Source organism: Pacificibacter sp. AS14 (genome assembly GCF_038899935.1).
In the GTDB taxonomy this organism is placed as follows: domain Bacteria; phylum Pseudomonadota; class Alphaproteobacteria; order Rhodobacterales; family Rhodobacteraceae; genus Celeribacter.
The window spans coordinates 67,281-93,122 of the sequence record NZ_JBBMQI010000003.1; the positions used below are offsets into that span (position 1 = coordinate 67,281).

26 protein-coding genes and 1 pseudogene are annotated in these 25,842 nt (G+C 53.0%); 16 read left to right on the top strand and 11 right to left on the bottom strand.

The window, feature by feature from the left end; translation table 11 throughout:
- Window positions 1–99: 99 nt before the first annotated feature.
- The 10 genes from ffh to WNY38_RS04585 all read left to right on the top strand — a co-directional run bounded on the left by ffh (window position 100) and on the right by WNY38_RS04585 (window position 7,309).
- Window positions 100–1,608, top strand: coding sequence for a signal recognition particle protein (ffh, locus tag WNY38_RS04540; protein ID WP_342856148.1), 1,509 nt, complete (start codon window positions 100–102; stop codon window positions 1,606–1,608).
- The gene (locus WNY38_RS04545; RefSeq protein ID WP_342856149.1) at window positions 1,605–1,934 is read left to right on the top strand and encodes an NIPSNAP family protein; all 330 of its coding nucleotides are present in this window, start codon (window positions 1,605–1,607) and stop codon (window positions 1,932–1,934) included. Before ffh ends, WNY38_RS04545 begins: the two co-directional genes overlap by 4 nt.
- Window positions 1,934–2,482, top strand: coding sequence for a GNAT family N-acetyltransferase (locus WNY38_RS04550; RefSeq protein ID WP_342856150.1), 549 nt, complete (start codon window positions 1,934–1,936; stop codon window positions 2,480–2,482). Before WNY38_RS04545 ends, WNY38_RS04550 begins: the two co-directional genes overlap by 1 nt.
- Entirely contained in the window at window positions 2,479–2,775 is a 297-nt protein-coding gene (locus WNY38_RS04555; protein WP_342856151.1) for a chorismate mutase, read from the top strand. Before WNY38_RS04550 ends, WNY38_RS04555 begins: the two co-directional genes overlap by 4 nt.
- Window positions 2,776–2,819: 44 nt before the next feature.
- Window positions 2,820–3,206: a 30S ribosomal protein S16 gene (rpsP, locus tag WNY38_RS04560; RefSeq protein ID WP_342856152.1), complete on the top strand. Its 387-nt coding sequence runs from the start codon at window positions 2,820–2,822 to the stop codon at window positions 3,204–3,206.
- A gap of 5 nt (window positions 3,207–3,211) precedes the next feature.
- Window positions 3,212–3,850, top strand: a complete 639-nt coding sequence (gene bluB / locus WNY38_RS04565) for a 5,6-dimethylbenzimidazole synthase (protein ID WP_342856153.1) — start codon at window positions 3,212–3,214, stop codon at window positions 3,848–3,850.
- Between the two features lie 76 nt (window positions 3,851–3,926).
- Window positions 3,927–4,436 (top strand): ribosome maturation factor RimM, encoded by a 510-nt coding sequence (gene rimM, locus WNY38_RS04570; RefSeq protein ID WP_342856154.1) that lies wholly within the window; start codon window positions 3,927–3,929, stop codon window positions 4,434–4,436.
- A gap of 7 nt (window positions 4,437–4,443) precedes the next feature.
- A complete protein-coding gene (locus WNY38_RS04575) occupies window positions 4,444–5,220 on the top strand; it encodes a hypothetical protein (protein ID WP_342856155.1) in 777 nt (258 codons plus the stop codon).
- A gap of 41 nt (window positions 5,221–5,261) precedes the next feature.
- On the top strand, window positions 5,262–6,089 hold the full coding sequence (gene trmD, locus WNY38_RS04580) for a tRNA (guanosine(37)-N1)-methyltransferase TrmD (RefSeq protein WP_342856156.1): 828 nt from the start codon (window positions 5,262–5,264) through the stop codon (window positions 6,087–6,089).
- Between the two features lie 17 nt (window positions 6,090–6,106).
- The gene (locus tag WNY38_RS04585; RefSeq protein WP_342856157.1) at window positions 6,107–7,309 is read left to right on the top strand and encodes a DUF2254 domain-containing protein; all 1,203 of its coding nucleotides are present in this window, start codon (window positions 6,107–6,109) and stop codon (window positions 7,307–7,309) included.
- 196 nt (window positions 7,310–7,505) lie between these two features.
- Here WNY38_RS04585 and WNY38_RS04590 read toward each other — a convergent pair whose 3' ends face one another.
- Window positions 7,506–7,856 (bottom strand): GFA family protein, encoded by a 351-nt coding sequence (locus WNY38_RS04590; RefSeq protein ID WP_342856158.1) that lies wholly within the window; start codon window positions 7,854–7,856, stop codon window positions 7,506–7,508.
- A gap of 954 nt (window positions 7,857–8,810) precedes the next feature.
- Here WNY38_RS04590 and rplS point away from each other — a divergent pair.
- The 3 genes from rplS to WNY38_RS04605 all read left to right on the top strand — a co-directional run bounded on the left by rplS (window position 8,811) and on the right by WNY38_RS04605 (window position 10,456).
- Window positions 8,811–9,185 (top strand): 50S ribosomal protein L19, encoded by a 375-nt coding sequence (gene rplS, locus WNY38_RS04595; protein WP_342856159.1) that lies wholly within the window; start codon window positions 8,811–8,813, stop codon window positions 9,183–9,185.
- Between the two features lie 11 nt (window positions 9,186–9,196).
- Complete coding sequence (rpmE, locus tag WNY38_RS04600; protein WP_342856160.1) at window positions 9,197–9,418, top strand: 50S ribosomal protein L31; 222 nt, start codon at window positions 9,197–9,199, stop codon at window positions 9,416–9,418.
- Window positions 9,419–9,643: 225 nt separating this feature from the next.
- Window positions 9,644–10,456 (top strand): division plane positioning ATPase MipZ, encoded by an 813-nt coding sequence (locus WNY38_RS04605; protein ID WP_342856161.1) that lies wholly within the window; start codon window positions 9,644–9,646, stop codon window positions 10,454–10,456.
- Window positions 10,457–10,637: 181 nt separating this feature from the next.
- On the opposite strand, the gene WNY38_RS04610 is transcribed toward WNY38_RS04605, so the two are convergent.
- The 9 genes and pseudogenes from WNY38_RS04610 to WNY38_RS04650 form a co-directional block, all read right to left on the bottom strand.
- Window positions 10,638–10,946: a hypothetical protein gene (locus WNY38_RS04610; RefSeq protein ID WP_342856162.1), complete on the bottom strand. Its 309-nt coding sequence runs from the start codon at window positions 10,944–10,946 to the stop codon at window positions 10,638–10,640.
- 152 nt (window positions 10,947–11,098) lie between these two features.
- Entirely contained in the window at window positions 11,099–12,052 is a 954-nt protein-coding gene (locus WNY38_RS04615; protein WP_342856163.1) for a glycosyl transferase family protein, read from the bottom strand.
- Entirely contained in the window at window positions 12,049–14,700 is a 2,652-nt protein-coding gene (locus WNY38_RS04620) for a molybdopterin-dependent oxidoreductase (RefSeq protein ID WP_342856164.1), read from the bottom strand. Before WNY38_RS04620 ends, WNY38_RS04615 begins: the two co-directional genes overlap by 4 nt.
- Window positions 14,701–14,789: 89 nt before the next feature.
- A pseudogene (locus tag WNY38_RS04625) lies at window positions 14,790–15,989 on the bottom strand (FAD-dependent oxidoreductase); the annotation flags it as partial.
- 171 nt (window positions 15,990–16,160) lie between these two features.
- On the bottom strand, window positions 16,161–17,852 hold the full coding sequence (locus WNY38_RS04630) for an ABC transporter ATP-binding protein (RefSeq protein ID WP_342856165.1): 1,692 nt from the start codon (window positions 17,850–17,852) through the stop codon (window positions 16,161–16,163).
- Between the two features lie 4 nt (window positions 17,853–17,856).
- The gene (locus tag WNY38_RS04635) at window positions 17,857–18,951 is read right to left on the bottom strand and encodes an ABC transporter permease (protein ID WP_342856166.1); all 1,095 of its coding nucleotides are present in this window, start codon (window positions 18,949–18,951) and stop codon (window positions 17,857–17,859) included.
- 57 nt (window positions 18,952–19,008) lie between these two features.
- Entirely contained in the window at window positions 19,009–20,376 is a 1,368-nt protein-coding gene (locus WNY38_RS04640; RefSeq protein ID WP_342856167.1) for a CmpA/NrtA family ABC transporter substrate-binding protein, read from the bottom strand.
- 282 nt (window positions 20,377–20,658) lie between these two features.
- Window positions 20,659–21,834 (bottom strand): ABC transporter substrate-binding protein, encoded by a 1,176-nt coding sequence (locus tag WNY38_RS04645; protein WP_342856168.1) that lies wholly within the window; start codon window positions 21,832–21,834, stop codon window positions 20,659–20,661.
- Between the two features lie 13 nt (window positions 21,835–21,847).
- Window positions 21,848–22,432 carry an ANTAR domain-containing protein gene (locus WNY38_RS04650; protein ID WP_342856169.1) on the bottom strand — a complete coding sequence of 195 codons (585 nt, stop codon included), beginning with the start codon at window positions 22,430–22,432 and terminating at the stop codon, window positions 21,848–21,850.
- 222 nt (window positions 22,433–22,654) lie between these two features.
- Between WNY38_RS04650 and mobA the strand changes: the two genes are divergently transcribed.
- Window positions 22,655–23,269, top strand: a complete 615-nt coding sequence (gene mobA / locus WNY38_RS04655) for a molybdenum cofactor guanylyltransferase MobA (protein WP_342856170.1) — start codon at window positions 22,655–22,657, stop codon at window positions 23,267–23,269.
- Here the strand turns inward: mobA and WNY38_RS04660 are convergent.
- Complete coding sequence (locus tag WNY38_RS04660) at window positions 23,266–23,523, bottom strand: sulfurtransferase TusA family protein (RefSeq protein WP_342856359.1); 258 nt, start codon at window positions 23,521–23,523, stop codon at window positions 23,266–23,268. The two genes, mobA and WNY38_RS04660, sit on opposite strands and share 4 nt — an antisense overlap.
- Window positions 23,524–23,710: 187 nt before the next feature.
- On the opposite strand from WNY38_RS04660, the gene WNY38_RS04665 reads away from it, so the two are divergent.
- Window positions 23,711–24,181, top strand: a complete 471-nt coding sequence (locus WNY38_RS04665; protein ID WP_342856171.1) for an Rrf2 family transcriptional regulator — start codon at window positions 23,711–23,713, stop codon at window positions 24,179–24,181.
- 188 nt (window positions 24,182–24,369) lie between these two features.
- A complete protein-coding gene (locus WNY38_RS04670) occupies window positions 24,370–25,806 on the top strand; it encodes an alanine/glycine:cation symporter family protein (RefSeq protein WP_342856172.1) in 1,437 nt (478 codons plus the stop codon).
- Window positions 25,807–25,842 lie beyond the last annotated feature (36 nt).

The window sequence follows — 25,842 nt, forward strand, 5'->3', positions numbered from 1 at the left end:
GCCCACGGGGGCGCTCATCGTTTGGCAAATTGTCTTGGAACGTCGCCGCCTCATCCCCATATGAGGCACATCAGTTTTTAAGGTCTTAGGAGGGCCGGTATGTTTGAAAATCTATCCGAACGCCTCTCCGGTGTTTTTGACAAGCTGACAAGCCAAGGCGCGCTGTCCGAAGATGACGTCAAAACAGCGTTGCGCGAAGTGCGTGTGGCCCTCTTGGAAGCTGACGTTTCCTTGCCAGTGGCCCGCGATTTCGTCAAAGCCGTGCAAGACCGCGCCACAGGTCAAGCTGTAACCAAATCTGTGACACCCGGCCAGCAAGTGATCAAGATCGTCCACGACGAATTGATCAATGTGCTCAAAGGCGATGACGAAAACGCCGAGCTGCTCAAAGTCGACAATCCCCCTGCCCCGATCTTGATGGTCGGTCTGCAAGGTGGTGGTAAAACCACGACGACTGCGAAGTTGGCGAAACGTCTGAAAGAAAAACAAGGCAAGCGCGTGTTGATGGCCTCGCTCGATGTGTACCGTCCTGCGGCGATGCAACAGCTCGAAGTCTTGGGTCAACAAATCGGCGTCGACACCCTGCCTATCGTGCCGGGTCAAAAACCAGCCGACATCGCCAAGCGTGCCAAGCAACAAGCGACCATGGGCGGCTATGACGTCTACATGCTCGACACCGCCGGTCGTTTGTCTATCGATGACGAACTGATGGCCGAAGTCGAAGCCGTCCGTGATGTAACCAATCCCCGCGAAATTTTGCTCGTGGTTGATGGTTTGACCGGTCAGGATGCTGTGAACACAGCCGAGAATTTCAACGATCGCATTGGCATTTCCGGCGTGGTTCTGACCCGTATGGATGGTGATGGACGCGGTGGTGCTGCGCTGTCTATGCGTGCGGTCACAGGCAAGCCGATCAAATTCGTCGGTCTTGGCGAGAAAATGGACGCGCTCGAAGAGTTCACCCCAGATCGTATCGCTGGGCGCATTCTTGGCATGGGCGATATCGTTGCTCTTGTTGAAAAAGCCCAAGACACCATCGAGGCCGAGCAAGCAGAGCGCATGATGCGCCGCTTCACCAAAGGCCAGTTCAACATGAACGACATGAAAATGCAGCTCGAGCAAATGCTCAAAATGGGCGGCATGGAAGGTCTCATGGGGATGATGCCCGGCATGGGCAAAATAGCCAAACAGGTCAAAGACAGCGGCTTTGAAGACAAAACCATCAAGCGCCAGGTCGCTTTGATCCAATCCATGACCAAACGCGAACGCGCCAACCCTGCGTTGTTACAAGCCTCGCGCAAGAAACGCATCGCCAAAGGTGCCGGTCTTGAAGTGTCCGAATTGAACAAACTTTTGAAAATGCACCGTCAAATGGCGGACATGATGAAAAAGATGGGCAAAATGGGCAAAGGCGGCATGCTGAAACAGGCTATGAAGGGCATGATCGGCAAAGGCGGCCCGCAAGGTCTCGACGATATGGATCCGGCGAAAATGGCCGAAGCCACCAAAGCGCTGCAAGGCGCTATGCCACGCGGCATGGGCCTGCCTGGTCTTGGCGGCGGCATGGGCTTGCCCAGCAATCTTACGGGTCTGGGTAAGAAAAAATGATCACTTGCTCACTCACTTATCAAATCGACCCATATAAAGTGCCGGAGTTTGAGATTTATGCCCGCGCATGGATCCACATCATTACCCGTATGGGCGGCACGCATCACGGCTATTGGTTCCCACATGAAGGCGCAAATGATGTGGCTTACTGCCACTTCTCATTTGAAACACTTGCCGATTATGAAGATTACCGCAATCGCATGGCTGTCGACGCTGAATGCAACGCGGCTTACGCCTATGCAGAACGCACGCGCTGCATCATCCGTTATGATCGTTCGTTCACACGCCCAGTTCTTGATGGCCAACCACTTGGGGACAACGCGTAATGACCGCAGCCCCCACCATAGAAACCCAACGCTTGCGTCTTCGTGCGCATGTCAGTGCAGATTTTGAGGCTTACGCCGATGTCTTCGCCTCTGACCGTGCGGGTTACATGGGTCAACTGAAACGCCGCCATGCTTGGTTCAGCTTTTGCTCTGATGTGGCGCAGTGGTCTTTGTTTGGCCATGGCGCTTGGGGCATTGAAACCTTGGAAGACGGCGCGTTTGTTGGCCAAGTGGCTTTGCTCAAACCAGATCATTTCCCAGAACTGGAATTGGGTTGGATGATGACAGCCGCGGGCGAAGGCAAAGGCTACGCTTTTGAGGCCGCTCAAGTGGCGCGTGACTTTGCCTATGCAGAGCTTGGCCGCGACACGCTTGTGTCTTACATCGATCCAAAAAATTCTCGATCCATTGCCTTGGCCACACGCCTTGGTGCGTTGCGCGATGATACGTCTGAACGCCCCGACGGAGACACCCTCGAGGAAACAGTTGTGTACCGACACCCAGATGCGTCAGCTCTGATGGATGGCGGCATGGAGGCCTACACATGAGTGACCCAATTCAATTGGCTCAAGAGGTTCTCAAAGAGCACCGCGAGAGCATCGACCGCCTCGACGCGATCCTTGTCTACACCCTTGGCGAGCGCTTCAAGCACACCCAAGCAGTTGGCAAGCTCAAAGCCGAACATGATCTTCCGCCCTCCGATCCAGCGCGTGAGACCAAACAAATTGCCCGCCTTGAGGATCTCGCAAAACGCGCAGACCTTGATCCGGAATTCGCAAAAGCTTTCCTGAAGTTCATCATTCAGGAAGTTATCCATCATCACGAAAAACACCAAGAATAACCGGCTCTTAGGTCCGGTCACTTACTTAATTAGGAGAATTCACTATGTCTATGAAAATTCGTCTTGCCCGCGGTGGCTCTAAAAAACGCCCTTTTTACCGTATCGTAGCAGCTGACTCACGCATGCCACGCGATGGTCGTTTCATCGAAAAACTCGGCACATACAACCCACTCTTGGCGAAAGATTCCGAAGAGCGCGTGATCATGGATCTCGATCGCGTAAAATACTGGTTGGGTGAAGGCGCACAGCCAACTGACCGTGTCGTTCGCATGCTCGAAGCTGCTGGTGTTATTGCGAAAACTGATCGCAACAACCCGAAAAAAGCTGTCCCAGGCAAAAAAGCTCAAGACCGTGCTGACGAAAAAGCTCAAAAAGCTGCTGACGCGGCTGAAGCTGCTGCGGCACCTGCCGAGGCTGCTGCTGAGGAATAAGCCCCTTGGCACTGTCCACGTCTTTTACCGACAGCGAGCGCATAGCGCTTGAAAAAGTGATGCGATTGCGGCGCGATGTGCGCCGGTTTCGCACTTCCCCTGTCGACCAAAAGACGATGGACGCTTGCCTGACGAGTTTTTCTTTGGCCCCTTCCGTCGGGCTGTCACAGCCTTGGCGGATTGTGGACGTCATAAGTGACAACGCCCGCGCGGCGGTTCTTGATAATTTCGAGACCGCCAACACGCGGGCGTTGCGCGGTTATACAGGTGACACGGCAAAGCTTTACGCTGGATTGAAACTCGCAGGTCTGCAAGACGCACCCATTCATTTGGCCGTCTTTTGCGACGAGGCTACCCAAAAGGGCAAAGGTCTTGGCGCTGGCACCATGCCGGAAATGCGCAGATATTCTGTTGTTTGCGCGATCATGCAGTTTTGGCTGACTTTGCGCACTTACGGGCTTGGGATGGGTTGGGTGTCTATTTTGGATGCCCCGCGTCTAAAAGCGGACCTCGACATCCCTGACGATTGGCAATTGGTTGGGTATCTGTGTATCGGGCATCCCGACTCTGAGGGGCTTGATCCAGAGCTTGAACAATTGGGTTGGGAAGAACGATTGCCTTGCCCAAAACCTGAGACACGGTAATCTCGAACAAAAGCCTTTTACCAAAACCGCACATCCGGGTTTTGGTAAAAGGCCTTAGACTATGAAAGAGCACGCTATGAGCGAACCGAGAATTATCGTTGGGGCCATCGCAGGGTCATTTGGCGTCCACGGCGATGTGCGCCTCAAATCCTTTTGCGCGGACCCGCAAGCGATTGCCGACTACAGCCCGCTGTTCACCGAAGACGGCGCGCGCAGCTTTGATGTGACGCTAAAGCAATCGATCAAAAACGGGTTTGTCGTGTCCTTGTCTGGTGTGAAAACCAAAGAGGACGCAGATGCACTTAAAGGCGTAACAGTGTTCGCAACCCGCGATCAGCTGCCGTCCTTGCCCGATGATGAATACTACTACACCGACTTGGTCGGCCTTGAAGTCTTTGACACAGGTGGCACCAAATTGGGAGAAGTGCGCCTTGTGGTCGATCATGGCGCAGGGGATCTGTTAGAGGTCCACGCGCCAAACCTGCGCGAACCTGCGCTGTTGCCGTTCACCAAAGCCGCCGTTCCAACGGTCGATTTGGCCAGCAAACGCATCATCGCAGACCCACCTGAAGGATTGTTCGAGTAATCACCACATGCGCAGGCGTATCGTCATTCACGCAGGGTTTCACAAGACAGGCACGAAAACCCTGCAGGCCACGCTGGCTCAAAACAGTGTTGTCTTGCTGCCCTATGTGGAACTTTATCTACAACACGGGGCTATGGTTTCATCGCTGTCTCAGGCAGTTTTGCATTTCTCTGGCAATCGCTGCAAAGACACTAAAGCCAATATCACCACACATGCGCGCGCGTTCTTTTCACTTATAGACCCAGATGACCCACGCCCTGTGTTGGTCAGCAGCGAAAGCCTAGCGGGGCATTTTCCGGGCTCATCAGGCGTGGGCAAATACGCTCCAGCACCAATTGCGATGGAACTGATCCGCGATGCGTGGCGCGATGTTATGGGCAACGCGGACGATTTCGAGACCTATTACACGACGCGGCGCGAAGGTTGGTTGGCCTCATGCCATTGGCAGCGGCTGAAAAACAATCGCTCCACGATCAGCTTCGATGACTATGCCGCCAAATACACCGCGGCGGCCGATCATGACGCGATCATCCACGATCTGCGGGTGCGCTTGGGCGACCACGCTGTTCATACCAGAGCCATAGAAGACATCGATCATCCCATTGATCCTGTACTCGATATTCTCAATTTGACGCATCTGCGTGATGATCTGACATTGCCTAAAAACGTGAATATCTCTTTGGACGATGACGCGCGCGCGCAGCTTTTGGAACTCAATCGTCGCAAGCTTTGGGGCGATGACTTTCAAGCCGCTAAGGCGACGATCTTGCGCACACGAACCTAACGCCCCTTTCCCTTTGTGGCTTTGGGCGGCTATATGAGCCTATGAGCACAGATACACCAAATACCGCCCCCAAACTTGCTAGTAAATCCCATGGCCGTCTGGCGGTGCGCCCAACCTTGCAACCGCGCGAGTTGATGCAGGATACCCCTGACATCGCGGGCACGTGGAAGGCCAAAATAATCACGCTATTGCCGACAGCCTTTCCGGGCATGTTGGGCGAAAGCCTGACGGGTAAAGCGCTGCAAGAGGGGCTGTGGCAGCTCGAGCCGATCGATCTGCGTATCTTTGGCGAGGGCAAACATCGCAATGTCGATGACACCCCAGCGGGCGGTGGAGCTGGTATGGTCTTGCGTCCAGACATCATGGGTAAGGCTGTTGACTTTGCGATGAATGGCCTGCCGAAAGATCGCGAAAAATGGCCGCTGGTTTATCTGTCCCCGCGCGGCAAGCGCTTTGATCAGGCGACGGCCAAGCAATGGTCAGAAGCCGAAGGCATCACCCTGATTTGCGGTCGGTTTGAAGGCCTCGATGAGCGGGTGATTGAACACTTTGAGATCGAAGAAATTTCATTGGGCGATTTCGTGTTGACCGGTGGCGAAATCCCCGCGACAGCGATGATCGACGCCACAGTGCGGCTCTTGCCCGGCGTGCTTGGCAACGCGGAAAGCATCGAAGACGAAAGCCACTCAAACGGCTTGCTGGAGCACCCGCAATACACCCGTCCCAAAGAGTGGCGCGGACATGAGATTCCTGAGGTGTTGATGTCTGGTCACCATGGTAACATCGCCAAATGGCGCGAAGACATGGCGCGCGCGCTAACCGAAGACCGCCGTCCTGACATGTGGAAAGTCTACGTCCAACCTAAATAGCATATCGGAGTGGTTCAATGAGTACACAGTTTCTATACGTTCCGTTGGCGCTGTTCATGCGTTTGTATCGCAAACTTTGGTTGCGTGTCTGTCTCTATGCGATTGGATCGTTGCTGGTTGCAGTGGTTGGCCCATGGAGTGCCAAACTGTTGCCTGACTCGGTGTCCATGACGCTACCTTCCAGCGCCGTTATGCCCATTTTGACAATTTTGGCTTCGTCGATGTTGGCCGTTTCAACGTTTTCGTTGAATGTGATGGTTTCGGCCCATCGCGCGGCGGCACAAAACACTACACCTCGTGTGCATCGCTTGCTGCTTGAGGACACCACAACGCAATCCGTTCTGGCCATTTTCATCGGCGCATTCGTCTATGCTTTGACCTCAATCGTGCTCACACAGATGGGGTTCTACACGTCAGAAGCCCTCCTCGCACTCATGGGTGTAACTGTATTGATCGTGGCTCTGGTCATTGGCGCGATTTTGCGTTGGATCGAACATTTAAGCACTCTTGGCAGCCATGATGACACTCTCGCGCTTGTTCGCAATCGGACTCAAGCACGCTTTAAAACCTATCGCAAAAAACCGGCGTTTGGCGCCTTGCCTATGACGGATGCGGTTGTGATGCCAGATATCTGCACAGATATAGTTGCGCCCAGATCTGGATATATCCAATTGCTCGACGTTCACGGGCTTTCAGGCGCAACCCCTGATAGATCAACCACTTACATCTTGCATGTTCCTGGGCAACATGTGCTCAAAGGCACGGTTTTGGCGCAGGTGTCTGGAAACCATAGCGACGCAATTCTTAGCACCATTCAGTCCCATTTCACCCTTGGCGATCAACGCAGCTTTGAACAAGACCCATTGCTTGGTCTGCAAATTCTGTCCGAAATCGCATCACGGGCTTTGTCACCTGGAATAAACGATCCAGGCACCGCGATCCAGGTCATCAATACGCTCACAACCGTCCTGTGGGAGGCCAGCCACATTGAGCCTGAGCCACCGGAAACCTGTGTTCAAAACATCGTTGTATCGGCCTTGAGTGGTGTGGATATTTTGGACACTGCGTTTAGCGCTATTGCGCGCGATGGTGCGTCACTTGCAGAAGTCCAAACGACATTGCAGACCGCGCTTATTGCTTTGAAAACATCTCCCGATATCGACATGTCTGATGCCGCGCAAAAGTTGCTTGAACGATTCCGCTCGAACTGTCCGACCTAAGTTCGAGAGCAGGCCTCTCCAGCCTTGCTCGCATTTTGTACTACAGCCTATTCATCAGCTGTACGTGGTAGACGCCATCACGCGTCATCTGAGTATTGGTAATGGCGTGTTTTTTGGCACACAAACACAACCGATGTTATCCAGTGCCAAAGTGGAATTGCGGCAGAACTTTCCAATTTTGACATTAACGTAGCAATCAGTAGGTCGGTAACTGCAGCGCATCGCCATCGATGTCGTAATAGTCACCTTTATCTTTGCAAAAGATGTGCTGACTGATTTCAAGCCCCGTCGGCATGTCTAAGCATCCCGCCCCGATACCGACGCCGTCTTCATCATTCATACGGTAAAAAAGGCTAGTGCCGCAGCAGCGACAAAAACCGCGCTTGGCGAAATTCGACGAGGCATACCAAGTAAGGCCCTCGTCTTTGGCGAACACCAGATTATCGAAAAGCGCGCGCGTTGCTGCCCAAAGATGACCGCTAAGACGGCGACATTGAGAGCAATGGCACACGGTGACTGTCTTGCGCACGGCGGCAACTTCAAACATCACTGCCCCGCATTCGCATCTGCCTTTAATCATCCTAACCCTCTTTCCAATTCCGGTTACCATAACAGCTAAGTGTAACAGCCTGCCTTTGCAAAGAAATACCCCTCAACTGCAAGCAGATAGGGGGCGTTTCTAGAAGAGGTAATGCTTCAGTTTCATCTCAAGCGTGTCACATCAGACAATACGAAGAACAAAATGACAAAACATCGACTTCGCGCCCTGTCAGTCGTTGCGATGCAAAATGTAAAACCCTCTTTTCCTGCCATCCGTTTGGTCCTTTTAAAAACGCAGCAAGCACGGACGACAATTGGCAAAGCTCACGCGCAGAATAGGATTTCAACCACGTATTGCTCATCGAACTGCGAAACCTATTGATATCGCGTCCACAGGTCGAAAGCGATACAACGAAAGCGATACAACATTGAGCGCTGACACCCCGATATTTTGAGTCAAAGTGAGTGCAGTATTCCATCGCATTTCATTCATCGTGGCGGCACTAAGTGCTTCGATCCATTGACACAACAGGTCTGAACATCCCGCGCGTGGCATTGCTTCGGCCATGCACCCTGACCTTCCTCAGAAAATAACATTTGCGGTCGTCCCAGCCTTTCAACGCTCGCTTGATCTATGGTAGCCTCAGCATCGCGGCCCGAGGCAAAAATTATTTCAAAATTCTCAATAAAATCGCCATTTATACGGTTTTTTGCGCCTTGCCCAGCACCCCAGCTTTGCCTATAAGGCACCTGTCCGCCGCTCATAACGAGTCGTGCGGACTTGTTTTGTTTGGGCGCGTATTTTCTTCGGTGCCACCAAATCCAAGCAAGGCAACATAAAAGTAAAATCGACCTGAACCCTCTGGCGGGCATCATCTGATGGACCCGATAGAAGACACAGAGCTCTGAGGACGTACACACCTTCGCGGAAAATACCGTGAGCATATATTGGAGAAAAGCGATGGATCTTATCGCACAGCTGGAAGCCGAGCAGGTTGCTGCTCTTGGCAAAACCATTCCAGATTTCAAAGCGGGTGACACCATCCGCGTTGGTTACAAAGTCACTGAGGGCACGCGCTCTCGTGTACAGAACTACGAAGGCGTTTGTATCGCTCGTAAGAACGGCAAAGGCATCGCCGGCTCGTTCACAGTTCGCAAAATTTCTTTTGGTGAAGGCGTAGAACGTGTGTTCCCGCTGCACTCCACGAACATCGACAGCATCGAAGTGATCCGTCGTGGCCGTGTGCGTCGCGCGAAACTCTACTACTTGCGTGATCGTCGCGGTAAATCTGCACGTATCTCTGAAGTCACCAACTACAAAGCGCCAAAGGCGTAAGGGGCACTATCATGAAAAAAGATACACACCCAGAATACCACATGATCAACGTCAAAATGACAGACGGTACAGTGGTTCAAATGAAATCCACTTGGGGTTCTGAGGGCGATCAGCTTGCACTCGACATTGATCCTACAGCGCACCCAGCATGGAATGGCGGCAGCTCACGCCTTCTCGACCAAGGTGGCCGTGTTTCCAAGTTCAAAAACAAATACGCAGGTCTTGGCTTCTAAGCCAAACACCTTTGTACCTACTACAGAAAACGCCGCTCTTTGGAGTGGCGTTTTTTTGTGGCTCGACGCCGACAGCATTCTGCGCGTGCGGCAGGCAACAATCCCTTTTCAATAAAGCTCAGCTTCGCAATTGCTCTTGCACCAATATGGGCAAGGGCGGCATATAAGGGTTAACGCGAAACAGGAGCGCGCAGTATAAGCGCCCGCAGATAAGGTGAATGACACGTGGCGCATATTATCATCGTAGGCAATGAAAAGGGCGGCGCAGGCAAGTCCACTGTATCCATGCATGTTGCAACGGCCTTGTCACGCATGGGGCACCGTGTTGGGGCACTGGATCTCGATTTGCGTCAAAAAACCATGGCCCGTTACCTTGAAAACCGCTCGGCATTTTGCCTGCGTGAAGGGATTAACCTTCCAACCCCAGAATACCGCGATTTGCCTGATGTTGACGCCTCTGATCTTAAAAAAGGTGAAAACATATATGACCGCCGGTTGTCTTTGGCCGTCGCTGGCTTGGAAGAAACATGCGAATTCATTCTTATTGACTGCCCTGGCTCACACACACGTTTGAGCCAAGTGGCGCATTCACTGGCCGACACTTTAATTACACCGATCAATGACAGCTTTATCGATTTCGACTTACTGGCTCGGGTCGATCCAGAAACCAATAAAATCATGGGACCATCGGTTTATGCAGAAATGGTCTGGAATGCGCGGCAACTGCGCGCTAAGGCCGGCTTGAAACCCATCGATTGGGTTGTCTTACGCAACCGTCTGGGCGCGCAGAACATGCACAATAAGAAAAAAATCGGCGAAGCGATGCACGATCTGTCTAAGCGGATCGGCTTTCGCCTATCCCCAGGATTTTCTGAACGTGTTATTTTTCGTGAACTGTTCCCACGCGGATTGACACTGTTGGATCTAAAAGAGATCGGCGTCAAAAACGCGCTTAACATTTCCAACATAGCCGCCCGTCAAGAGGTCCGCGACCTGATGAAAACGCTAGATTTACCCGACGTCGACATCAACTTTTAAGATCTAGCACGGCCCATCCGCATCAATCCAAACGAACGGTCATCACTATAGATGGATCGAGGCCTATCGCAGCCATAAGTGCTGCAGCAGATAACATGGTTGCCTGAATTACCATTTAAACATTCCGCTCTCTCACTCGTATTATTAAATATATTATCTCAAAAAAGGGTTATTGTAACCTTTAGACCAAACGCTCCAGGCGCGACAAAAATGGGTCTTTCTTTTGACCGGTCAAAAAGCCCCCCGATTTGCTTTCAGAACATGAGCCACGGCTGTGGCGCAATCCCAACACAGGACGGCATGGACGTGGGCGTGAAGCGGACTCGCGGTTCTGCAAGGTGCGCTTCTCGAAATGGCGTTGAAGCAACAAAGCCACCACCGAAAAGATAATGAGGCCAAACCCGATGGCCCCGAGCGCTGCACTATCTGCGGCATCCAGCCCATTCGACCAAATTTTAAAAGAAAGCTGTGCGTTTTCCAAAAATGCCATGTTAGATCCCAATCTCGTTTCCTCTAGGTCAAACATCGCGGCGCAAAAAGGCAAAAATCGGGCATTATCGCGGAAACAAATGTGGTTCTTTGCGCGTTAATTACGTCCAAAGGTCTCAAAAATTGGAAACTTCAATCTCTTGTCGGTGCAGTTTAGCGCACGCGCGCGTCCCACAGAGATCGCGCTGCATCATTAGGATTTGCGACGCCGAGTGTGTCCAAAGCCAATGCAGCGGTGGTGACGACAATCCCTTCGGCAAATGCATCATGCGCAGTGCCAGCCCACAACTCTTGCAAACGCTTAGGATCACGTTCGCCATCATTCAATTTGCGCGTTGCATCTAAATCGGGGGCATAGCTGTGTTCCCAAGATGCGCCAGCACGCAGGCCAAAGGCAACGGTGTCTTTGGACGGATTGCATTCAAATTCGCCACCGCCCCCCTTGATCACTGTCAAAGATGTCAACGACAGCAGTTTAGACGCATCGGCCTGAAGTTCGCGGTAAGACGGGTGAAAAACCCCCTGCACACTGGCATTTGCCGCACCGGGGTTGAGCATCCGGCTGACTGTATTAAGGCAAGAGCGTAAGTTAAAATCGCGACGCAGAAGCAAAAGACGGTGCAGTTCTGGCGCGAAGTTTTCAAGCGGCAAGTAAGCGATATTGTCGGCCTTGAGTGCAGCGGTCGCCCCATCGATATCGTCGCATACAGGAATGCCAGCAAAAGGAAGCGCGTCGCGAATGGTCTGTGCCGCCTCGCCTTCGCCGTTGAAGCCATGCATCAAAACAGAATGGCCCGCAGCCCCAACCAATTTGGCTGACAGCAGAAAATACGGCAAACCACGCGTGCGCCCCGCGGCGTAACTTGGCCAATCGAGATCGGGTTTCGGCGCATTGGGCAAATCATCACGCAGAGCTTGGGTGAAGCCTGCAATTTCATCTGCGACTTCGCCTTTCATGCGCAAGAGCATCAACAAGGCGCCGACAGATTCAGCTGCAGCTTGACCGCTCAGAATGATACGCATCGCGTCATAAGCTTCGTCACGTGTCAACGAGCGTGAGCGTCCTGGGCCGCGACCTAATGTGCGCACATGGGGGGCTAATGTCATTCTGCTGCCTCTTTCGCTTGTGTCTGCGCCTCCCGTACTTTCACAAGCAGGTCGGCAATCTCAGGTCTGCAAGAGCCACAATTCGTGCCCGCTTGCAAGGCTTTGCCCACGGCCTCGACGCTCATAAGTCCGTCGGCCTCAATAGCCGCTACAATCGTATTGATGCCCACATTAAAGCAAGAACAAACGACAGGCCCCGGATCAGGTTGGTCGGCGGGCGATACGCCTGCGATCGCATGGGGCGCATCTGTTGTTGGCAAAGTGGCAAGATAATCGCGCATCACAGCCACGGGTGCTTTCGAAATAAACAAAGCCGCTTTCAGAACACTGCCCTCGTAAAACGCCAAACGCGCTTTGCCAGAGCTGGCATCGATCATTGTTTGCACAGGCGTGTCGGGCAGATTGAACAATCGCCGTGCCTCGGCTTCCCAATCTTTGGGCGTCACGGCGCCAGCCAATTCCAAACGATATCCTGTGCGGGTTTTGGCGCGGGCCCAGTAGTCACAATTGGGCCCGACCTCGCCAGAGGACACAGCAAAGCCGTACCATTCAGCCTTGAAAGGGGTCACGGCCACAACGGCAGCTTTGCTTTCTGGCTGGCCAGAGACAGGGTCGACCACTGACGGCACAAGTGCGTCTATGCGCGCACTGGGGGCTGTTTCACCAGTCCAGTGCATCGGCGCAAAGACATCGCCTTGACGCACACGATCCGTGATCATCGCCCGTAAAATACCCGATCCGGCAGGACTTTTGACCTGCACAAGCATCGACGGCTTAATCCCTACGGCATCTGCATCATCGGGGTGAATTTCGATGAAGGGCTCAGCCAAATGCGCCGACAAGCGTGGCGACAGTGCCGTACGGGTCATGGTATGCCACTGATCGCGAATGCGGCCTGTGTTCAAACGCAAAGGATAGCGTTTTCCGGTTTTGGCAACAGGGCCACGGTAGGTCAGCGGCAGCATGTTCGCTTTGCCATCTGCGGTGAAAAATTGCCCATCAGCAAAGAACCGGCCACCTTGGCGCGTAGCTGTAATGGGCCAGCGTTGCGGCTCAAAACTATCATAGGCGGCGTTGTCGATGTCACTCAAAGCGGAGATGTCAAAGTCTTTGCCAAAGACCGTGCCAAGGCGTGACATGTCAGCGTATTCGCGAAAAATGTCGGCGGGCGTTTTGAAATCAAATGCAGCGTCCCACCCCATGCGGCGGCCAACGTCGGCCAAGATGTCCCAATCTGCGCGAGCTTGCCCTGGGGCAACCATGGCGGGGCGTTGACGTGATATAGTCCGGTCTGAGTTGGTGACTGTGCCGTCTTTTTCGCCCCAAGCGCTTGCGGGCAGCAGCACATCCGCCAAACGCGCCGTGTCTGTGGCAGCGGTGATGTCTGAGACCACCACAAAATCGCAAGACTTCATCGCCGCGACCACCTTGTCAGCATCTGGCATAGAGACGGCCGGATTGGTGTGAATAACCCAGAGCGCTTTGATGCGCCCATCGCCCACAGCCTCGAACATATCGACGGCTTTCAAGCCCAATTTTGGCGACAAGCGATCCGTCTGCCAAAACTCGGAAACAGCTGCGTGATGCGCCGGGTTGTCAATGTCCAAATGGCAGGCCAGCATATTGGCCAAACCACCAACTTCGCGCCCGCCCATGGCGTTGGGCTGACCTGTGACAGAAAACGGCCCGCAGCCTTTTGTGCCGATACGCCCCGTCACAAGGTGGCAATTGAGGATCGCATTGACTTTATCGGCACCGGCAGAGGATTGATTGACGCCTTGGGAAAATACTGTGACCGTTTTGGGCGTGTTTATCCACATATCATAGAAACGCTGCAAGGTCTCAGGCGCGAGGCCCGTCACATTTGGGTCGCCGATGCGCGCGGCTTTAATCGCCGCCACAGCACCGTTCACATGGGCCAGATAGCTTTGATCCGTGGCACCCTGTGATGCAATTTCCGCCAGCAATCCATTGAACAAAGCCACATCGGTGCCAACACGCAAAGGCACATGCAAATCAGCCAGATCGCAACTTGCAGTGCGGCGCGGATCGACCACGATGATTTTCAGGTCAGGGTTCTTGTCACGCGCAGCCACGATGCGTTGATACAACACAGGGTGGCACCACGCCAAATTCGATCCGACCAGCACGATTTGATCAGCGGTTTCCAGATCTTCGTAGGTGCCGGGCACGGTATCTGTGCCAAAGGCGCGTTTGTGCCCTGCCACGGTAGACGCCATGCACAGTCGTGAATTGGTGTCTATATTGGCGGACCCTATGAAGCCCTTCATCAGTTTGTTGGCGATGTAATAGTCTTCGGTCAGCAATTGGCCTGAGACGTAGAACGCCGCGCTGTCAGGGCCGTGTTCCGCAATGGTCTGTTTGAACTTTTCAGCCACCAAATCCAAAGCTCTGTCCCAATCGGTATCGGCACCGCCTACCTGAGGTGCCAGCAAACGGCCCTCATGCGACACCGTTTCGCCCAAAGCTGAGCCTTTTGAGCACAACCGTCCAAAATTGGCGGGGTGTTCAGGATCGCCCCTAACAATCAGACCACCTTGCGGATCGGGTTTAAGTAAAACGCCGCAGCCAACACCACAATAAGGACAGGTGGACCGCGTTTCGTCGGATTGGCAAGGCAGTGTCATTGCAGGCTTTCTTGGGTCATCAAAATGGAAGCGGGACGCGCAATGTCTGAACTGATCGCAGACTGAGCTAGCTGAGTGTGATCCGCATCAAATGCTGGCCCGAAAATGAGCTGATCACGCAACGGTTTAATATCTGTGCCATCGGTGATGTGCTTGTAGAACCATGCCCCATCTGCGGTATCGCCGTAGAGAACGGCACCGATGAGTATGTTTTCCTTGATCACCAACCGCTTATAAACACGCCGTATTTTATCGTGGAATACAATGCTTTCGCGATCCTCAGCATCGGCAAAATCACCCGCAGAGAACAGATCGCAACCGGTGACTTTCAACTTGGTAGACAGCTCTTTTGGCACAAACTGCGCCTGTTGACCAAGAAGCGTTTTGGCCAGAACCTCAGCCTGATCATAAAGCGGAGCCACCAAACCAAATAGTACATCGTTATGCTCAACACATTCGCCCAGTCCGAAAATGTTCGGGTTAGACGTTTGCATTTGGTCATCGACAACAACGCCCCTGTTCACATCCAGCCCAGCGTCTTTCGCGACAGACACATTGGGTCTAATCCCAACGGCCATCACCAAAAGATCGCAGGCAAGTTCAGTCCCATCGGACAGTTGTAGCGCGCGCACACGCTCGTCAGCGCCTGACAAAATCTGCGTCGATGCAGCGCCGCAGAGCACCTTTACGCCACGCGCTTCAAGATCAGCTTTGAGCAAACCACCTGCGGGCGCATCCAATTGCCGATTCATAACATGGCCCGAATTGTGCACAACGGTCACGTCAATGCCGCGCGCAGCCATACCGGCTGCGGCCTCAAGCCCCAAGACACCGCCGCCGATCACAACAGCGCGGGCATCGGGTTTATTGCAAAGCCCAATCATAGTTTCAGTATCTTCTAAGTCCCGATACGCGATCACACCAGGCAGATCATGCCCCGGCATTGGAATCATAAACGGGGTTGATCCCGTCGCGATCACCAGCTTGTCATAAGCAACCCTGCCCTTTTCCCCGATCACCACCTTGGACACCGGATCAATCGCAAGCACGCGTTCATCAAATCGGCAAGTCACGCCATGTTTTGCGTACCAAGCGTCATCATGGGTCACGATGTCTGCATAGTTTTTTTCGCCAGACAAAACAGGCGACAACATCAAGCGATTATAAGTGCCACGTTTTTCTGCGTTGAACAGTGTCACGTCATAAGCTTGTGGATCTGCCGCGACCAAATGATCAAGCAAACGACCAGGTGCCATTCCAGCGCCTATGATGACAAGTTTTTGTGACATGTGACTTCAGGCTTTCTTAACTGTGCCCTACGCAAGTGCGTGAACAACATCTTTCATCGCGTCAGACAATGCACCACTTGGCAGAGGCCCCATTGCCTTTGAGTTTGGGCGACAAATGATCGCCCAAGTCATTCTCAAACGCGCACCAAAAACGTTTCAGCTTTTGCGTGCTTATTCCGCTGCGACTGATTTTGTGATAGGCGCTTCGGCCTTTGGCTTTGGTTTGGCGCCGTGCTCGTATTCTTCCAAGAAATCAAGAACCTCTTGACGGTAGTGATAGTAATCAGGGTGCTCGAGCAGGGCTTTGCGTGTACGTGGACGTGGCAAATCGACGTTGGTGATTTTACCGATTGTTGCTTGCGGTCCGTTGGTCATCATCACCACACGATCCGACAGCAAAATCGCTTCATCCACATCATGCGTGACACAGATCGCGGTGACTTTGGTGCGTTCCCACACTTCCATCAACACCTCTTGCAATTCCCACCGTGTAAGACTGTCCAGCATGCCGAAAGGTTCATCAAGCAACAGCAATTTGGGCGACAAAGCAAAGGCGCGGGCGATGCCAACACGTTGCTTCATACCGTTGGACATAGAATAGGCTTCTTTGTCCATCGCATCCGCCAGACCGACACGTTCAAGATAATATTCGATCACATCTTGGCGCTCAGCTTGGCTGGCTTTTGGATAGACTTTATGCACACCGATGGCGACGTTTTCTTTGGCTGTGAGCCAAGGGAATAGGTTCGGCGATTGAAATACAACAGCCCGCTCAGGATCCGCACCACGCACCTCGTAACCGTCAAGTTTGATCACGCCTTTTGAGATTTCATTCAGACCCGCAGCCATGGTCAAAACGGTGGATTTGCCGCATCCAGAGTGGCCGATGACCGAAATAAATTCGCCACGATTCACTTTAAGATCAAAATTTTCCACAACCGTCAGCGGCCCTTTTGGAGTCGGATAGATTTTGTGAATTTGCGAGAAATCAAGGTAACGATCTGTGATCATGCCCTCTTGCGCTTTGCTTACGGCAGCCGGCACGGAATGGATCGCCGTCACGTTTGGCAAGGTGCGCGATTCTTCGTGCTTGGCGGTGATGCCAACGTCCATCAAATAGGACGTCACAGCAACGCGCAAGGCTTTGAATGTCGCATCATTGTTCATCGCGCCGCGTTCCCGTGGGCGTGGAATATTGACCACGAAAGGCTCGCCAAGCGTGCCATCAGGGTTGAGCGGCACGATGCGATCCGCCAACAAAATAGCTTCATCCACATCGTTGGTGATCAAGATACAGGTCTTTTTGTCCTGCTCCCAAATGTCCAAAATCTCATCGGCCAAATTCGCACGTGTCAATGCGTCCAGCGCTGACAGTGGCTCGTCCAGCAACAACATCTCAGGGTCCATCGCCAAAGCACGCGCCACAGACACACGTTGACGCATCCCGCCAGACAGTTCTGCAGGGCGGCGCGCGGACGCATGTCCGAGCCCCACCATATTGATGTAGTGATCTGCCTTGTCGCTTTGCTCAGCCTTGGACAGCTTTGGAAAGACGCTATGAACCGCCAGCAAGACATTCCCTTTGACCGTCAACCACGGCATCAAAGAATAGGATTGAAACACCAAGCCACGCTCTGGACCGGGGCCCTCAATAGGCTTACCTTTGAAGGTCACACTGCCTGTGTCGGGCTTTTCCAGACCTGCGACCATGTTCATGATCGTAGACTTACCAGAGCCGGAAAACCCGAGGATAGCGAGAAATTCACCCTCTTCCACTTCCAAGGAAATGTCCTTGAGAACCTCTTGACGTGTCAGCCCGTTGCCGAAGCCTTTGTTGACGTTTTCGAACTTTAAAATGCTCATGAGATCACCGGTTGTTCGAGAAGGTTGTAAGGGATTGCAGCGCGAACATCACACGGTCCAGCAAGAACCCGATGATGCCGATTGTCAGCACAGCAACGATGATTTTCGCCAAAGATTGTGATGAGCCATTTTGGAACTCATCCCAAACGAACTTGCCCAAACCGGGGTTCTGCGCCAGCATTTCAGCGGCGATCAAAACCATCCAGCCCACACCCAAAGACAGACGCAAACCGGTAAAGATCAAAGGCAAAGCTGATGGCAAAACCAGTTTGGTGATTTTGCTGTAAGTGTTCATTTTCAGAACCTTAGATACTGAAATCAGATCTTTGTCGATGGTGGCCACGCCCATAGCAGTGTTGATCAGAGTGGGCCAAAGTGAGCAAAGCGTCACCGTAATCGCAGAGACCAAGAACGACTTGGAAAACATGCCATCATTGGTGGTGTAGACCGCCGATACAACCATGGTCACGATTGGCAACCACGCCAGTGGCGACACCGGTTTAAACAGCTGCACCAAGGGATTGATCGCAGAGTTCGCGTAGGGCGACAGGCCTGCAAAAATACCCAAAGGGATGGCAATGATAGACCCGATCAAGAAGCCAAAGAATACAGTTTTGATAGAAGTCCAAATCTGTGTGTAATAAGACGGTGACCCAGTGTAGGGAATGTCTTTAACCTTTTCAGGCTCGCCATTGGCGATAAAGCGATCGTTGCGCTTGGTAACGCGCTCTTCGTGGCTTTCTTTCTTTTCTGCTTTCGCGATCGCGTCAGCATGAAGGTTCTTGGCCTCGACCCAGACAGCAGCAGGCCCAGGGATCGCACCAAGAGAGGTCACAACCTTGGGCGCCATAATACCCCAAAGCAGTAGAAAACCGATAATCGCCAAGACAGGCACGCCCAAAAGGCGCCAAATCTCTTTGCCTTGCGCGCGTGGGTTGTCTCCCGCGAGCGCTTTCAAAATCGGTGTCATCCAGCTGAGGCCGATCACCTGAAACCATTTATCCGCCTTGTTGATGCGGGTGAACAGTTTGGCGCGTTTGGCCTCTTTGGATTTCGCAATTTGATCTGCATCCAAAACTTGTGGGTCTATGGCGGTCATTGGGTCGGTCCTTAAAAACGTAAAAAGGTGGAGCGTCGAGGGACGCTCCACTTAAAGTTAACCTTTGATGTCTGAACCTGAGACGATCTGTTCGCCTTTCAGGCCAATCGGCAGGCTCTCCAAGTATGCGTTCGGCATTGCGCCATTGAACCCAATACCATCGATGATGTCTTCAGCAGGGGTTGGTGCTTTGTAGCCATCAGAGTCCCAAGGGAAATCAGCTGAATCTGCCAGACCTTCTTCGACCAACAGCTTTGCGGCCTCGAGGTAGATCTCTGGTTTGTAAACAGATTTTGCAATTTCGTCGTACCAGCTATCAGGCTTGGCTTCGGCGATTTGACCCCAGCGGCGCATCTGCGTCAGGTACCAAACAGCGTCAGAGTAGAACGGGTAAGTCGCGTTGTGACGGAAGAAGGTGTTGAAATCAGGCACAGCGCGCGCATCACCTTTTTCGTACTCAAACGTACCAGTCATAGAGTTCGCGATCACGTCATAATCAGCACCAACATAGTCAGGGCGTGACAAGATTGCGACAGCTTCAGGACGGTTGGCGTTGTCATTTTCATCAAGCCACATCGCAGCGCGGATCAAAGCCTTGACCACAGCTTTGGTTGTGTTCGGGTACATTTCAGCAAATTCGTTGGTGATGCCGAATACTTTCTCTGGGTTGTTTTTCCAAAGCTCGTAGTCAGTGATCACAGGGACACCAATACCTTTGAACACAGCTTGCTGGTTCCAAGGTTCACCAACGCAGTAACCGTCGATTGTGCCCGCTTCCAAAGTCGCTGGCATTTGTGGAGGGGGTGTCACAGACAAGAACACTTCTGCGCCGATTTGACCGGACACGTTCTCAGGTGAGTAGTAACCAGGGTTGATACCGCCCGCAGCCAACCAGTAGCGCAGCTCGTAGTTGTGTGTGGACACTGGGAAAACCATGCCCATGTTGAAAGGCTTACCTTTAGCAGCGTAATCGTCAAGCACAGGCTTCAAAGCAGATGCAGAGATTGGGTGCGAAATTTTGCCGTCTGGGTCAGTTGGCAACGTTGGTTTGATCGTTTCCCAAACCTCGTTCGACAAGGTGATCGCGTTGCCGTTCAAATCCATTGAGAAGGGTGTGATGATATGTGCTTCGGTGCCGTAACCGATGGTCGCGGCCAAAGGCTGACCAGCTAGCATGTGCGCACCATCAAGTGTGCCGTCGATCACGCCATCCAAAAGAACTTTCCAGTTCGCTTGAGCTTCAAGCGTTACAAACAGACCTTCGTCATCAAAAAAGCCTTGTTCATAAGCAATGGCGAGCGGTGCCATGTCTGTCAATTTGATAAAACCAAATGTCAGTTCGTCTTTTTCAAGGTCCAGCATTTCGGCAAAACCGGGTGCTGCGAGTGCTGTGCTGGCGATTAGGCCGAGTAGTAGTTTTTTCATTCCTATGTCCCTTTGTCGTCGTCCATTAGAGGCCCGCTTTCTGTGCGCGCTGACCTAAAACAAAAAAAAGCCGCCGATACGGACCACCCGGGAGGAGGAGGGTGAACGTATCGAGCGGCTTTGCTCTTCGTATTCCATCACTGGAAAAATAATTCTGCGTCGCGGCGCCATTGCCTTCGACTAACTTGAGTGGACAGTTCTTGAGTAAATTCTGCAATGCATCGCTGTATGTTTTTTTCAACTGCAGCAAATCCGTTGGCGATTTCGCTTACTATTTAAGCTTTAGCCCGAACTTGGCTCAAAAAGTCGCCCATCAAAGAACTGATCAGGCTGCAAAATGATCTGACCCGATTCTGACGCCACCGCCATTGGCGTCAGAACACCGCCTTCAACTTTACTCGACGCCCCAGGCATATCTGTAGATGTGCCTGCATGCGCCGCACGGTATAAATCAGATCGAAACACTGATCTCGCCGCAGCCAAAGCGGCAGGGCGATCAAGCCCCAAGCGCGCTGCAAGCTGACCGCCGATCCATTCCGCTTGGGATCGCCACGGGAAACAGGCCGCTCCTGAACTGAATTCCATAAATTGCTTCACATGGCGCTCGCCTGCTGCGTTAGAAATCACCAAACGTCCGTCAAAGGACCGATCCAAAATTTCAGCGGACATATTCAGATACTCGGGGCGTGCCAAAAGCTCAGATCGCAAAAGGCGTGATGACGGGGCCGCCAACCACTGCCCAGCGCGCCCCACGCACCGGATCAGCCTCCCCATAAGCTCCGCTTCTTGCTCGGCCCAATCAGAGCGCACGGCCAACACTTTTTCTGGGGCAAAAGCCCATATCGCAGAGCCAGGCAACAACAGTTCGCCAACGCCATTTTCTACGGCGATAGATCCCCAAGGTTCGCCCACGCAAAACGCGTCGATCTCGCCCGCTTTGATCGCCTCAGCCATCAGGGACGGGGGGACGGTCTTGATATCCACGCCTTGCGGCGCAGGAAGGCCCAAAGCGGACAACCAGTAATACAAAAGCTCGGCATGCATTGAAAAAGGGAAAGGCACCCCAATGCGCAACCGCGCGCCGGCGGCCGCGATCAAGGCATTGCCAGCGGCATAGGCATCGCGAAAATCAAAGCTGTGCCCCTGCCCGCGCATTTTCTGCGCCAAAGTGTTGGAGACACCGATGACCGTGCCATTTATGGATAAAACTGAGACTGCTGACAGTTTTGCCCGCGCTCCGCCCAAACCTAAAGCGGTTGCGACAGGAACGGGCGACAACATATGTGCCGCCTGAACTTGGCCAAAACTGAGCATATCGCGCAAGGATGACCATGACGGTGCGCGACGTAAATCCAATGCGATACCTTCTTCGGCAGCAAATCCCATTTCTTGCGCGACGATCAAAGGCGCAGAATCCACGAGCGGGATAAAGCCGACAGATAGAACCGTACCCTTCATGCCAAAAGTCCCGTCATGCCAAAAGTCCCGCAGCCGTCACCAACGCGTTGGCCACATCGGCGACACGTTTGCCTTGGTCCATCGCGGTTTTGCGCAAAAGAGCATAGGCTTCATCTTCGCCAATACCACGGGCCCGCATCAGCATGCCCTTAGCGCGATCAATGACTTTACGTTCTTCCAACGACCGTTTGGTTTCCGCCAGTTCGGTACGCATACGCTGGAACATACGGAACCGTGCGATGGCGGCATCCATGACGGGTTTGACACGCTGGCTCTGCAGACCGTCGACCACATAGGCAGAGACGCCCGCCTCGATCGCGGCCGTGGACAAGCCGTCATCAGAGCGATCTACGAACATAGCCACAGGACGATCCAACGGACCCGATGCCAGTGTAAGTTCTTCAAGCGTGTCCCGTGAGGGGCTTTCAACATCGATCAACACAATGTCTGGATTATGCGCTTTGATATGACGCGCCAAACCTGTGGACTCAGCGATGACATGTAAATCGTACTCGCCCGCATCGCACAGGCTATCAATGATAAGCTGGGCACGCGCGGGATCAGGTTCGACGATGATAACGGAAAGAGTGTTTGCCATAAGATGACAAGGGCCACAGAGGCTTTGCGTTGTAAAGTCAGCGCAGGTCTTGGATGTGTAAAAAATTGGCCTTGCGCCCATTTTTTAATCGAAGCGCACAAAGGTGCTTTCTATGGTGATGAAACTGAATCGTGAACCGCCTTGCACCTGCGATCACTTCGCGCCAAGTTGAGTGCCTTGAATAGGGAACACACCGATGACCTACAACCTTTTAGCCCGCCAATGACCACCCTACCCGCAATGATCTTAGCTGGGGGACTTGGGACACGCATGGGGACGCGCGACAAAGCGCTATGCCAATTGGGCGGCAAGACGTTGTTGGAACTCGGACTTGCCCGCTTGGGCGCGCAATGCTCAACAATCGCGCTGAACGCCAATGGAAATCTGACCCGGTTTGACCCGTTTAAGAAACAGGTCATCCCTGATCCGCTTGAGGGTCATCTGGGTCCGCTGTCAGGCATTTTAGCGGCGATGGACTGGGCGGCGGGCCTTGGTCATGCGAGCGTTATCACCACAGCGGTTGATACACCGTTTTTTCCTCACGATCTTGCCAGACGGCTCATCTCAGAGCGCACAGAGGGCAAAATTGCTTTGGCTGGGACACGCGACGAGACAGGCAGGCTAAGGCTTCATCCAACGTTTGGGATTTGGCCAACTGATTCCCGCGATCAACTGCGCGCTGATCTTTTGGCAGGCACGCGTAAAGTCACCCAATGGACTCAGGCTCAAAATGCAGATGTCATTGTTTTTGAGACGAAGACATTCGATCCATTTTTCAACATCAACACACCTGAAGATTTGGAACGGGCTGAACACTTGTTGGCGCGCGATATTTAACCGCGCTTGATGAAATAAAATTGGGCCGTGCCGTTGGGGCTAAGTTTGCTAAGTGCATCATCTGCGGCGGTTTGTGCCAAAAGCAAGTGACCAGCCTCGGCACAAAAATGCGGCACGTCGATCACAGCAGCAGGGTCTGAGGCCACAAGACGCAAAACCTCACCGGTTTTCATCGCCAACAGGCGCTTGCGCGCTTTAAGCACAGGCAAGGGGCACAAAAGGCCGATAGCGTCGATGTCTTGATCCCAATTCATGAGCATTTGCATAGGAGGCTGCGCGCGCCTTGTCTATTGCAGATGTTGACAGATAGAAATCGCCCCCCCTTGTTGCCCTCTTACTGATCTAGATCAGAGACCCGCCCCATTTAGGACGCTACGACATCTTGAGCTAAAGCCCATTGGGCCTGCTCACAGGAGCCACAGTATCGAAAGCGGGCCGTTAATGCGTCTGACAACAAAAACAAATCTTGCTGCCCGCGTCTTGATGTTTTGTGCAGTCCACAAAAACGAAATTGTACGATCCTCGGACATCGCGGCGGCGTGCAACGCATCAGGCAATCATTTGGCGCAAGTTGTGCATCAACTGCACTTACACGGGTATGTCACAACCCAACGTGGACGTGCGGGGGGCTTAAAGCTTGGACGAGATATGAGTGAAATCTCTATCGGCCAGTTGTTTCGCGTTTTTGAAAGCAACGTACCGTTTGCCGAATGCTTTGCACCGGACACCAACACTTGTCCTCTGTCCGACTGCTGTAGGTTGCGTCATTATATCAATCGCGCGCTGGAGGCCTTTTACAAAGAGCTAGATGCTGTGACTTTGGCCGACTTGGTCCATGACAATTGCGGATTGGAGTCCATCCTGAGCCTGAAACCACCTCAAGTCAGGTCTTGCTCGATCCACACGGGGTAGCGCGACCACACCTATTGCACCCGAATTGGTGCTATCTAGTGCCAAAATAGGATCGAATAGCGCCAGCTGTTCCTGTCTTAGGTAATAGCAAGCTTCTTTCCATTTACCTAGGGTTCGCGCAAGATCAACGAGGCGACAACGCCCAAAAACGTCACGAACACTAACAACTGGTTCTGAATGGAGGGACTATGCAAAGCCTAGAAACATTCTTCGGGGTTATTAATGACCTCACGTGGGGATGGGCCCTTATTCCCATACTTGTCGTATTTGGCATTTTCATGACGCTCATGTCTGGCTTCGTCCAGATCGAGTTTTTCAAACGTATGTTCCGCGTGTTGTCTGGGGACAACCAAAACCAAGACCCGAATGCCTTGTCCGCGCGAGCAGCTTTGCTTGTGTCTGTTGGCGGTCGTGTTGGCGGTGGCAACATTGCAGGTGTCGCTGTGGCGATCACGCTTGGCGGCCCCGGTGCGGTGTTCTGGATGTGGGCAATTGCTTTCGCGGGCATGGCGACATCTTTGATCGAATGTACCTTGGCGCAAGTCTACAAACAATCTGACGGCGAAAGCGCGTTTCGCGGTGGCCCAGCAGATTACATTCGTCGTGGCCTCGGAGCACGCTACAACTGGATCGCTGTGATCTATGCTGTGTGTTTGCTCGCATCCTTTGGTCTTGGCTTTAACGCGTTTCAAGGCAACACTGTTGCGGGTGCCGTCCAAGAATCCTTTGGCATCGATCGTCTGTACACAGGTATCGCACTTGTCGCGATCACGGCTTTCGTTGTCTTCGGTGGCATCAAACGCATCGCCAAAGCGGCTGATGTTGTTGTGCCCGTGATGGCTGTTGGCTACATCGGCTTGGCTGTTGTTGCGATCATCTTGAACATCGGCGAAATTCCACGGGTCATCAGTGACATCGTCAGCAGCGCATTCGGCTTTAACGAAGCGGTTGCAGGCGGCATGGGCGCTGCCATTGCCAACGGTCTGCGTCGCGGGTTGTTCTCAAACGAGGCAGGTCTGGGTTCAGCGCCAAACGTCGCAGCCACGGCCCTTGTGCGCCATCCTGTAAGCCAAGGCATCACGCAGTCTTTCTCAGTGTTCATCGACACCATTATCATCTGTTCTTGTACGGCGTTTGTCATCCTTTTGGGGGATGTCTATGTACCCGGCGCAGTGGGCATTGATGGCGTTGTTTTGACACAGCAATCCTTGGCAAGCCACTTTGGCGATTGGTCCAAATACGCGTTGACTGTCGGTATTTTGCTCTTTGCCTTCTCGTCGATCATCTACAACACATACCTTGGCGAAAACGCCATGGCGGCGATCACGAAATCCAAACAAGCGATCATCGGTTTGCGTGTTGCGATTTTGGGCATCGTGTTGTTGGGGGCCGTGGCACCTGATGCGACATCTGTGTTCTTCTTCTCAGATCCGATGATGGGCATTTTGGCTGTGGTCAACCTTGTGGCCTTGATGATGCTCTTCCCGACCGCGATGCGTGTCGTAGACGATTTCCGCAAACAGCTCAGCGCGGGCATCAAGCGGCCTGTGTTTAACCCTGACGACTTCCAAGACTTGAACTTGGACCGTGAGGCTTGGAACACAGCGCGTTGGAAAGACGACTAAGACATCACGTTACTCAAACAACTAAGATACATTGGG

Bases quoted from the DNA above. Each gene is read 5' to 3' on its own strand.
- ffh (WP_342856148.1), top strand. From the start codon at position 100: ATGTTTGAAAATCTATCCGAACGCCTCTCCGGTGTTTTTGACAAGCTG.
- WNY38_RS04545 (WP_342856149.1), top strand. From the start codon at position 1,605: ATGATCACTTGCTCACTCACTTATCAAATCGACCCATATAAAGTGCCG.
- WNY38_RS04550 (WP_342856150.1), top strand. From the start codon at position 1,934: ATGACCGCAGCCCCCACCATAGAAACCCAACGCTTGCGTCTTCGTGCG.
- WNY38_RS04555 (WP_342856151.1), top strand. From the start codon at position 2,479: ATGAGTGACCCAATTCAATTGGCTCAAGAGGTTCTCAAAGAGCACCGC.
- rpsP (WP_342856152.1), top strand. From the start codon at position 2,820: ATGTCTATGAAAATTCGTCTTGCCCGCGGTGGCTCTAAAAAACGCCCT.
- rimM (WP_342856154.1), top strand. From the start codon at position 3,927: ATGAGCGAACCGAGAATTATCGTTGGGGCCATCGCAGGGTCATTTGGC.
- WNY38_RS04575 (WP_342856155.1), top strand. From the start codon at position 4,444: ATGCGCAGGCGTATCGTCATTCACGCAGGGTTTCACAAGACAGGCACG.
- trmD (WP_342856156.1), top strand. From the start codon at position 5,262: ATGAGCACAGATACACCAAATACCGCCCCCAAACTTGCTAGTAAATCC.
- WNY38_RS04585 (WP_342856157.1), top strand. From the start codon at position 6,107: ATGAGTACACAGTTTCTATACGTTCCGTTGGCGCTGTTCATGCGTTTG.
- WNY38_RS04590 (WP_342856158.1), bottom strand. From the start codon at position 7,856: ATGTTTGAAGTTGCCGCCGTGCGCAAGACAGTCACCGTGTGCCATTGC.
- rplS (WP_342856159.1), top strand. From the start codon at position 8,811: ATGGATCTTATCGCACAGCTGGAAGCCGAGCAGGTTGCTGCTCTTGGC.
- rpmE (WP_342856160.1), top strand. From the start codon at position 9,197: ATGAAAAAAGATACACACCCAGAATACCACATGATCAACGTCAAAATG.
- WNY38_RS04610 (WP_342856162.1), bottom strand. From the start codon at position 10,946: ATGGCATTTTTGGAAAACGCACAGCTTTCTTTTAAAATTTGGTCGAAT.
- WNY38_RS04615 (WP_342856163.1), bottom strand. From the start codon at position 12,052: ATGACATTAGCCCCCCATGTGCGCACATTAGGTCGCGGCCCAGGACGC.
- WNY38_RS04620 (WP_342856164.1), bottom strand. From the start codon at position 14,700: ATGACACTGCCTTGCCAATCCGACGAAACGCGGTCCACCTGTCCTTAT.
- WNY38_RS04630 (WP_342856165.1), bottom strand. From the start codon at position 17,852: ATGAGCATTTTAAAGTTCGAAAACGTCAACAAAGGCTTCGGCAACGGG.
- WNY38_RS04635 (WP_342856166.1), bottom strand. From the start codon at position 18,951: ATGACCGCCATAGACCCACAAGTTTTGGATGCAGATCAAATTGCGAAA.
- WNY38_RS04640 (WP_342856167.1), bottom strand. From the start codon at position 20,376: ATGAAAAAACTACTACTCGGCCTAATCGCCAGCACAGCACTCGCAGCA.
- WNY38_RS04645 (WP_342856168.1), bottom strand. From the start codon at position 21,834: ATGAAGGGTACGGTTCTATCTGTCGGCTTTATCCCGCTCGTGGATTCT.
- WNY38_RS04650 (WP_342856169.1), bottom strand. From the start codon at position 22,432: ATGGCAAACACTCTTTCCGTTATCATCGTCGAACCTGATCCCGCGCGT.
- mobA (WP_342856170.1), top strand. From the start codon at position 22,655: ATGACCACCCTACCCGCAATGATCTTAGCTGGGGGACTTGGGACACGC.
- WNY38_RS04660 (WP_342856359.1), bottom strand. From the start codon at position 23,523: ATGAATTGGGATCAAGACATCGACGCTATCGGCCTTTTGTGCCCCTTG.
- WNY38_RS04665 (WP_342856171.1), top strand. From the start codon at position 23,711: ATGCGTCTGACAACAAAAACAAATCTTGCTGCCCGCGTCTTGATGTTT.
- WNY38_RS04670 (WP_342856172.1), top strand. From the start codon at position 24,370: ATGCAAAGCCTAGAAACATTCTTCGGGGTTATTAATGACCTCACGTGG.